1 protein-coding gene is annotated in these 1,391 nt (G+C 26.0%); it reads right to left on the bottom strand.

Translation table 11 applies throughout. From position 1 onward, the window contains the following. Positions 1–321: 321 nt before the first annotated feature. Complete coding sequence (locus HNQ00_RS16240; protein WP_173839550.1) at positions 322–1,266, bottom strand: hypothetical protein; 945 nt, start codon at positions 1,264–1,266, stop codon at positions 322–324. Positions 1,267–1,391 lie beyond the last annotated feature (125 nt).

Here is a 1,391-nt window from a genome sequence, read left to right as displayed (position 1 = left end):
TTGAAATAAAATGAAAGCTTTTATTATTTAATACTTTATGATTTTTAAAATTTATTGTTGCTAATGGCAGAAATATATACTTTTCCATTTTTGAATAAATTTCAAATACATTTTCAATAATAGGAAAAGGTTCAATGTCAATGGATTCGAGGTTATTCATCTACTTTTTTTTTAAGCTTGCAGGTAACGTGTCGCGGCTTGCAGAAGTGGCGAACTTCGTAAACGACTATTTTCGGCTAAGATAAAATATCTTGCGAAAGATAAATGTGAATTTACCACATATTTCGCCATTTATGCAAACCGCTGTTGGCAGTAGTACTTTTAGTATATTACTTGTCGATCTGCTATTCTACTATTATCTGTTATTGTAATGTTTTTATTTACAATATTTCTTTTAAATTCAATCCAAGTTTTACCCCATAAGTTGTCTGAAGAATATTCTTTAACTTGGTAATCGAAAGTCTTAACTACAATGCTTTTTCCAGGTTGCTTAAAATATTGATTTACTTCGATTAATTGGATATTATTTAGTTTATGAATGTCTTTTTTCCAAAACTTTATGCTGTTTTTAATAATTAAAGATTCTTGTGTTATAATAAAATAATTCATTTGACCTGAAAATATTTGAACAAAAACTATTAAGGATAATAAAATTTCAAAAAAGTCGCTTTTAAAGTTTCCATTTTTAAAAACTCCAAGCAATAATGCGCATATAAGAATGTAAAAAGTTATTCCTGAAAAAGAAATTACATGACTATCATTAAATTTTATAATTTTCAAAATATTATCTGCATCTGTCACTTTTGATTTTTCTGACGTAATACTGTCACCTTTTAAGATTGCAAGAAACTTTCTTAGTTCAAAGAAATTAGAATATTTGAATGAGTATAAGTTTAAAATTTTTCCATTTTTCATTTTTATAGAAGTTCTGTCTGTTAAAAATCCATAATATTCTTTAATTTCTGAAATATTTATTTTTTCGAATTCATTAATTGGATAAAGTTCAGTTTTGTAAATCGAAATTATAGTGAGTGTGGTATTATCAATTTTTATTTTTGAAAAATAATTTAAGATTTTTAAAAACAAAAAAATGCTTAACGAAGTAAAACTTAAACCTATTATAAGTCTAAATATGTTTATATTGTTATTTAAATTTCCATTAAAACTTATTAGAAGAAATATTCCAAGGCTAGCAGTTAAGAATACACCAAAAAATAATGCGATTACTAATCTTTTAATATTCCTTTTGATGTAAATGCTTCTCATAATTCTCCGATTTCTGATAGTATTACTGCCAACGTGTCGCGGCTTGCAGAAGTGGCGAACTTCGTAACCGATTATTTTCGGCTAAGATAAAATATCTTGCGAAAGATAAACGTGAATTTACCACA

Origin of the sequence: Flavobacterium aeripolare (assembly GCF_013294025.1) — a bacterium.
Taxonomy (GTDB): domain Bacteria; phylum Bacteroidota; class Bacteroidia; order Flavobacteriales; family Flavobacteriaceae; genus Flavobacterium.
Note: the sequence above shows the minus strand (reverse complement) of the source record. Positions and strands in the feature narration are given on the sequence as shown.